The following is a 7,063-nucleotide window of genomic DNA, read 5'->3' as shown; positions in this document are numbered from 1 at the left end:
CTTCAATTTAAAAGTTTGATGCTCAATGAATTAAACTTCGTAATGAATTACGTGTTCACTCGTTGAGACTTGGTATTCATTTTTCGTCCGAGGACATTAAGAATCCATGTCACTTTGAGTGCCCACACAGATTGTCTGATAAATTGTTAAAGAGCAGTGCAACGCGGCTTTCGCTCACCGTTGCGAGGTGGCGTATATTACGCTTTCCTCTTTCAGAGTCAACCCTGATTTTCAGGATTTTTTCTCTTCAACCGACCGGGTTGTTTGTGAAGTGATTCACATCCGCCGTGTCGATGGAGGCGCATTATAGGGAGTTCTCCGCAGGCCGCAACCGCTAAATGACAGAAAAATGACTGACTGCTGCATTCCACAGCAAAACCCCGCCTTATACCTTTTTACACACAGACTTATCCACAATGATACGAAAAAGTAAAAATGTGCGAGCGTTGCGCAAACGTTTTCGTTAAAATGCTCGCGCTTTACAAGGATGCCTCGTCAGGTGTGTTAGATGAGTTTTTCACAGGAAAATTCATCTAACGCTCTCTGTAATCGTGAAATCCAGGGGATTTACCATGCAACAACGTCGTCCAGTCCGCCGCGCTCTGCTCAGTGTTTCTGATAAAGCCGGTATCGTCGAATTCGCCCAGGCACTTTCCGCACGCGGTGTGGAGCTGCTTTCTACAGGTGGCACCGCGCGCCTGTTAGCAGAGAAAGGTCTGCCGGTAACCGAAGTGTCCGATTACACCGGTTTCCCGGAAATGATGGATGGACGCGTCAAAACCCTGCATCCGAAAGTCCACGGCGGTATTCTTGGCCGTCGCGGTCAGGACGACGCCATTATGGAACAGCACGATATCGCGCCTATCGATATGGTCGTTGTTAACCTCTACCCGTTCACCCAGACCGTCGCCCGCGAAGGCTGCTCTCTGGAAGATGCGGTTGAAAATATCGATATCGGCGGCCCGACCATGGTGCGCTCCGCAGCCAAGAACCATAAAGATGTGGCCATCGTGGTGAAGAGCAGCGACTACAACGCCATTATTAATGAGATGGATGCCAACGAAGGGTCCCTGACACTTGAAACGCGTTTCGATCTCGCCATCAAAGCCTTCGAGCATACCGCCGCCTACGACAGCATGATCGCCAACTACTTCGGTAGCCTGGTACCGGCTTACCATGGTGAAAGCAAAGATCCCTCTGGCCGCTTCCCGCGCACCCTGAACCTGAACTTCATTAAGAAGCAGGATATGCGTTACGGTGAGAACAGCCACCAGCAGGCTGCCTTCTATATAGAAGAAGAGGTAAAGGAAGCCTCCGTTGCGACCGCCCAGCAGGTTCAGGGCAAAGCCCTTTCCTATAACAACATTGCCGACACCGACGCCGCGCTGGAATGCGTGAAAGAATTCAGCGAGCCGGCCTGCGTTATCGTCAAGCACGCCAACCCATGCGGCGTTGCGGTAAGCACTTCTATTCTGGATGCCTACGATCGCGCCTACAAAACCGACCCGACCTCCGCGTTCGGCGGCATTATCGCCTTTAACCGCGAGCTGGATGCGGAAACCGCGCAGGCCATCATCTCCCGCCAGTTTGTCGAAGTGATCATCGCGCCGTCCGCATCAGAAGAAGCGCTGAAAATCACTGCGGCAAAACAGAATGTGCGCGTGCTGGTTTGCGGTCAGTGGGCGGAACGCGTGCCGGGCCTGGACTTCAAGCGCGTGAACGGCGGTCTGCTGGTTCAGGACCGCGATCTGGGGATGGTGACAGAAGCCGACCTGCGCGTGGTGACCAAACGTCAGCCGACCGAACAGGAGCTGCGTGACGCGCTGTTCTGCTGGAAAGTGGCGAAGTTCGTGAAGTCTAACGCAATTGTTTACGCCAAAGAGAACATGACCATCGGGATAGGCGCAGGCCAGATGAGCCGCGTTTACTCTGCAAAAATTGCCGGTATCAAAGCAGGCGACGAAGGCCTGGAAGTGAAAGGCTCCGCCATGGCCTCTGACGCCTTCTTCCCGTTCCGCGACGGTATCGACGCTGCGGCTGCGGTGGGCATCACCTGTGTGATCCAGCCTGGCGGTTCAATCCGTGATGACGAAGTGATTGCCGCTGCCGACGAGCATGGCATCGCAATGATCTTCACCGACATGCGCCACTTCCGCCATTAATTCCCGGAGCAGAAAATGAAAGTATTAGTGATTGGTAACGGCGGGCGCGAGCACGCCCTGGCGTGGAAAGCAGCGCAGTCTCCGCAGGTTGAAACCGTCTTTGTGGCACCGGGTAATGCCGGTACGGCGCTGGAACCCGCGCTGCAAAACGTCGCCATCGGCGTGACCGATATCCCGGCACTGCTGAGCTTTGCCCAGACCGAGAACATCGATCTGACCATCGTTGGCCCGGAAGCGCCGCTGGTGATTGGCGTCGTAGACGCCTTCCGCGCAGCTGGCCTGAAAATCTTTGGCCCAACGGAGGGTGCCGCACAGCTGGAAGGCTCAAAAGCCTTCACCAAAGATTTTCTCGCGCGTCATAACATCCCGACGGCGGAATATCAGAATTTCACTGAAGTGGAGCCTGCTCTGGCCTGGTTACGTGAGAAGGGCGCGCCGATTGTTATCAAGGCCGACGGTCTGGCCGCGGGTAAAGGCGTGATCGTCGCGATGACCCTCGAAGAAGCCGAAGCCGCGGTTCAGGATATGCTGGCAGGTAACGCCTTTGGCGATGCGGGCCACCGCATCGTGATTGAAGAGTTCCTCGACGGCGAAGAGGCGAGCTTTATCGTGATGGTCGATGGCGAGCACGTTCTGCCGATGGCCACCAGCCAGGATCACAAGCGTGTGGGCAATGGCGATACCGGCCCCAACACTGGGGGAATGGGCGCTTACTCTCCTGCTCCCGTTGTTACCGATGAGGTGCATCAGCGCACCATGGACCGCATCATCTGGCCAACCGTGAAAGGGATGGCGGCGGAAGGCAATACCTACACCGGTTTCCTTTATGCAGGCCTGATGATCGACAAGCAGGGTAACCCGAAGGTGATCGAATTCAACTGCCGCTTTGGCGATCCGGAAACCCAGCCGATCATGCTGCGCATGAAATCCGACCTGGTGGATCTGTGCCTTGCGGCCTGCGAAGGCAAACTGGATGAGAAAACGTCAGAGTGGGACGAGCGTGCCTCTTTAGGTGTGGTGATTGCTGCGGGTGGGTATCCGGGTAGCTACAACACTGGAGATGAGATCCACGGCCTGCCGCTGGAAGAGATTGACGGCGCGAAGGTGTTCCACGCCGGTACGAAGCTGGCTGACGATGACCGCGTGCTCACCAACGGCGGCCGCGTGCTGTGTGCGACCGCGCTGGGCCAGACCGTGGCAGAAGCGCAGAAACGCGCCTATGCGCTGATGGCGGATATTCACTGGAACGGCAGCTTCAGCCGTCAGGATATCGGTTATCGTGCTATTGCGCGGGAGCAGGGGGAGTAATTTCCCCCTCACCCTAACCCTCTCCCTCAAGGGAGAGGGGACTTAAATCAAAAACTCTTTTCTGTCGGCTGCCAGGTGCAGAAATCTTCATTCGCCACCAGCAACAGCTGAGAGCCTTCCGGCGCTTCCAGCCATGCCACACTCACCTCCACAGATGAATGCCGCTGACGACGCTGAATGTGTTCGGTTGCCCAGGATTCAAGCTCAGGCTTCACCGTCTGCCCTTCGCAGGTGGTCACCGTGCCGTCGGCATGCCAGCGCCCCTGACGCAGCACCACGCGGCCCTGACGCAGCGCATCGCTGGTCTGGCGAAGTTGTTCAGCACGGTAGCGGTAGAGGGCGACCTGATCGCTGGAAAGCTGCTTTTTCAGTCCACTGACCTCATGCTGCATAAAGCTCAGCTCGCCGTGGTCGTCGAAACGCACCTTCACGTGTTCGGGAGTCTTACTGTAGATATTCAGTTCAATGAGCGACAGGGCATCGCCCTGCCAGCGGTATTCTGCGGTCGAGGTATTGCCGTTATGCCATGGGCTGAACGCGGTGAGCATATGGACTTCATCGCTGGAATCTTTGCGCCAGATCCTGACCGCACCCTGGTTGTCAGCGTAGCCGCTGGCGGTAAACGGGGGGAGTGAGGAATCATGACTACAGGCAGACAGCAACAGTACGCCTGCCAGCGCGAGCGTTCCACGCCAGAATGACAAAAGGGGCGTTGCCGCCCCTTCGTTAAAACTGTTCACTGCCACGCGTCTTACTTAACTGCGTCTTTCAGTGCTTTACCAGAAACAAATGCCGGCACGTTAGCTGCGGCGATTTTGATTTCTTTACCGGTCTGCGGGTTGCGGCCAGTACGCTCAGCGCGGTGGTTCACTTTGAAGGTACCGAAACCAACCAGTTGTACAGCATCGCCTTCTTTCAGAGACTCAGTAATAGCAGCCAGGGTAGATTCCAGAGCAGCTTTAGCCTGCACTTTAGACAGATCAGCCTTGTCCGCAATTACATCAATCAGTTGAGTCTTGTTCATAAGTTATCCTTTCAATGTGTTTATCGCTTGCTAAGCATCGAGTGCGACGAAAATGCCAAAAAAGCACTCTCCTGCATACACGCACCGATAGCCACTTTTTTTCGCCCCCCAAATGTAGACCAGACGGGGGGCGAAAGGGAAGAGTCGAGGAGCGACAAAACAGGCGTTAAATCACGTTTTGTTGTCTCATTGGTTAAAAATTATACCAATATTGCTCTCGCCGGCCTCGCGCAGGTCCGCGCGCAGCCCTTTGATCAGCTCAATATCACGCTCTTCACACTCTGCCAGCAGGCGGAAAATCTCCCACTGAATGTCCCATTCCTGTTCTACCGCCGGGTTAGCACGCAGCTCTTCGTCGGTCATTTCACGGCCTTCCTGGGTCATTTCCAGCATCGCAACGGTGGTAATGGATGCCTTACTGACTTCAATGGCGTGTTCCAGGGTTTCACCGCTCAGACGGGAGTGGATCAGCTCGCTCAACGCCACACAGGCATCAATGGCCGGGTAGACGCCATACAGGTCGAAATCATCCGCAGCCGGAATAGCCTCTTCCAGCTTTTCGAGCTGAGAGTCAAAATTCACCTTCGCGTCTTTGACCGTCAGCGTCTCCCAGATTAAATCCAGGATACGACGATAAATCTGGCCTTCGCCAAACGCTGTCTGCTTGCAGAACGCGGCATAGTTGGGATACATGCGCTCGCACAGGCAAGCCATAAACGTCACGTGCTGCCAGCTTTCCAGCTTTTCAAGGCGCAGATGAATCGGGTTTTGTAACATGATGATGTCTCGAATCGAAAATTAGCCGCAGTTTACCTGAATCACGGCTGAATTTCCTGCCAACGAATGAATGCCGGACGTGAAGAGGCCACGGCGTCAGCCCAGCGGGTTGGCTCCGGTAAACGGTAGCCCTTCATACAGCGTTGCACCCACGCCAGGGCGCTGTCCATGCTCACCCGATGCCCGGTTGCGATAAACAGCGGGTTGCAGCGCGCTTTACTGCGCCAGACCCACGCCAGCTGCTCGCCTTTATGAATAAGCGGCGCCAGCGCGCCCGGTTCGGCAGAGAGCGGCTCAAACGCGCCGCACAGGCGTTTTTTCGCCACGCCGATGGTCGGCACGTCCACCAGCAGACCAAAGTGGCTGGCAACGCCTAAGCGACGCGGATGGGAGATACCATGCCCATCAACAAACAGCAGGTCAGGTTTTTGCGAGAGTTGTTCCCAAGCGGCCAGCAGCGCGGGATATTCGCGGAAGGAGAGAAAGCCGGGGATATAGGGCATGGTGGTGGCGATACGCGCCACCTTGTACTCCACCAGCTCCAGCGACGGGTATTTCAGCACCACCATCGCCGCTCGCGTCACTTCACCGCCCTGCTCAAACCCGACGTCCGCCCCGCCAATGTACCGCGGAGGGTCCGTATCCAGACGATCCTCACGGATCACCGATGAAGCCAGTTCGATTTGCTGAGCGCGTAGCGACGCGAGATCCATAACCACTCCTTACTTATGATACTGGGCAGAAAGCCGATGCACCGCCTCCACAAATACGCCTGCGTGTTCAGGCGGCACATCCTGATGAATGCCGTGGCCGAGGTTAAAGACGTGGCCTTCACCCTGGCCGAAACCAGACAGTATAGTCGACACTTCCTCTTCGATACGGGCAGGCTGTGCATAGAGCATGGACGGGTCCATGTTGCCCTGAAGCGCCACTTTGTCCCCCACGCGACGGCGCGCATCGGCAATATCGGTGGTCCAGTCGAGGCCCAGCGCGTCGCAGCCGGTGGCCGCCATCGCTTCCAGCCACTGGCCGCCGCCTTTGGTAAACAGCGTCACCGGCACGCGACGGCCTTCGTTTTCACGCAGCAGGCCATCGACAATTTTGTGCATGTAGTACAGGGAGAACTGCTGATAATCACGTCCGGTCAGCACGCCGCCCCAGGTGTCGAAAATCATCACCGACTGCGCACCTGCTTTAATCTGCGCGTTGAGGTAGAGCGTGACGCTCTTCGCGAGCTTGTCGAGCAGCGCATGCAGGGCCAGCGGCTCGGCGTACATCATCTTTTTGATGACGGTAAAGGCTTTGCTGCTGCCGCCTTCCACCATGTAGGTGGCCAGCGTCCACGGACTACCGGAGAAGCCAATCAGCGGCACATCGCCTTTGAGCTCGCGGCGAATGGTGCGCACGGCGTTCATCACATAGCCCAGCTCGCCTTCCGGATCGGGGATCGGCAACTTATCAACGTCGGCTTTGCTTTTGATCGGTGAGGTAAAACGCGGGCCCTCGCCGGTTTCGAAATAGAGCCCAAGGCCCATCGCATCCGGAATGGTGAGAATGTCCGAAAAAAGAATGGCGGCATCGAGCGGGAAGCGGCGCAGCGGCTGGAGCGTCACTTCACAGGCCAGCTCGGCGTTTTTGCACAGCGACATAAAATCGCCCGCCTGCGCGCGCGTGGCTTTGTACTCTGGCAGATAGCGTCCCGCCTGGCGCATCATCCACACCGGGGTGACATCAACGGGCTGGCGCAGCAGCGCACGCAGATAACGATCGTTCTTCAGTTCGGTCATTTTGC

The 7,063-nt window shown here is 56.4% G+C and carries 7 protein-coding genes; 2 read left to right on the top strand and 5 right to left on the bottom strand.

Going from position 1 to position 7,063, the window contains the following annotated elements; all coding sequences use genetic code 11:
• Positions 1 to 572: 572 nt before the first annotated feature.
• Both purH and purD read left to right on the top strand, forming a co-directional pair.
• Positions 573 to 2,162 (top strand): bifunctional phosphoribosylaminoimidazolecarboxamide formyltransferase/IMP cyclohydrolase, encoded by a 1,590-nt coding sequence (purH, locus tag ACOTXL_RS22815; protein WP_045351147.1) that lies wholly within the window; start codon positions 573 to 575, stop codon positions 2,160 to 2,162.
• 15 nt (positions 2,163 to 2,177) lie between these two features.
• A complete protein-coding gene (gene purD, locus ACOTXL_RS22810) occupies positions 2,178 to 3,470 on the top strand; it encodes a phosphoribosylamine--glycine ligase (RefSeq protein WP_022650211.1) in 1,293 nt (430 codons plus the stop codon).
• Positions 3,471 to 3,517: 47 nt separating this feature from the next.
• Here the strand turns inward: purD and ACOTXL_RS22805 are convergent, their stop codons facing one another.
• The 5 genes from ACOTXL_RS22805 to hemE form a co-directional block, all read right to left on the bottom strand.
• A complete protein-coding gene (locus tag ACOTXL_RS22805; RefSeq protein ID WP_045332535.1) occupies positions 3,518 to 4,210 on the bottom strand; it encodes a DUF1481 domain-containing protein in 693 nt (230 codons plus the stop codon).
• A gap of 11 nt (positions 4,211 to 4,221) precedes the next feature.
• Positions 4,222 to 4,494, bottom strand: a complete 273-nt coding sequence (gene hupA / locus ACOTXL_RS22800) for a nucleoid-associated protein HU-alpha (protein WP_002445246.1) — start codon at positions 4,492 to 4,494, stop codon at positions 4,222 to 4,224.
• Between the two features lie 186 nt (positions 4,495 to 4,680).
• Positions 4,681 to 5,271 carry a YjaG family protein gene (locus ACOTXL_RS22795; protein ID WP_003862310.1) on the bottom strand — a complete coding sequence of 197 codons (591 nt, stop codon included), beginning with the start codon at positions 5,269 to 5,271 and terminating at the stop codon, positions 4,681 to 4,683.
• A gap of 41 nt (positions 5,272 to 5,312) precedes the next feature.
• Positions 5,313 to 5,984: a deoxyribonuclease V gene (gene nfi, locus ACOTXL_RS22790; RefSeq protein WP_003862312.1), complete on the bottom strand. Its 672-nt coding sequence runs from the start codon at positions 5,982 to 5,984 to the stop codon at positions 5,313 to 5,315.
• A 9-nt stretch (positions 5,985 to 5,993) separates the two neighbouring features.
• On the bottom strand, positions 5,994 to 7,058 hold the full coding sequence (gene hemE / locus ACOTXL_RS22785) for a uroporphyrinogen decarboxylase (protein ID WP_022650209.1): 1,065 nt from the start codon (positions 7,056 to 7,058) through the stop codon (positions 5,994 to 5,996).
• Positions 7,059 to 7,063 lie beyond the last annotated feature (5 nt).

Source organism: Enterobacter cloacae complex sp. IR5402 (assembly GCF_049238125.1).
GTDB lineage: Bacteria > Pseudomonadota > Gammaproteobacteria > Enterobacterales > Enterobacteriaceae > Enterobacter > Enterobacter hormaechei_C.
Note: the sequence above shows the minus strand (reverse complement) of the source record. Positions and strands in the feature narration are given on the sequence as shown.

What these genes read in the sequence shown, in the direction of transcription:
- purH (WP_045351147.1), top strand. Translation starts at nt 573, where the DNA reads ATGCAACAACGTCGTCCAGTCCGCCGCGCTCTGCTCAGTGTTTCTGAT.
- purD (WP_022650211.1), top strand. Translation starts at nt 2,178, where the DNA reads ATGAAAGTATTAGTGATTGGTAACGGCGGGCGCGAGCACGCCCTGGCG.
- hupA (WP_002445246.1), bottom strand. Translation starts at nt 4,494, where the DNA reads ATGAACAAGACTCAACTGATTGATGTAATTGCGGACAAGGCTGATCTG.
- ACOTXL_RS22795 (WP_003862310.1), bottom strand. Translation starts at nt 5,271, where the DNA reads ATGTTACAAAACCCGATTCATCTGCGCCTTGAAAAGCTGGAAAGCTGG.
- nfi (WP_003862312.1), bottom strand. Translation starts at nt 5,984, where the DNA reads ATGGATCTCGCGTCGCTACGCGCTCAGCAAATCGAACTGGCTTCATCG.
- hemE (WP_022650209.1), bottom strand. Translation starts at nt 7,058, where the DNA reads ATGACCGAACTGAAGAACGATCGTTATCTGCGTGCGCTGCTGCGCCAG.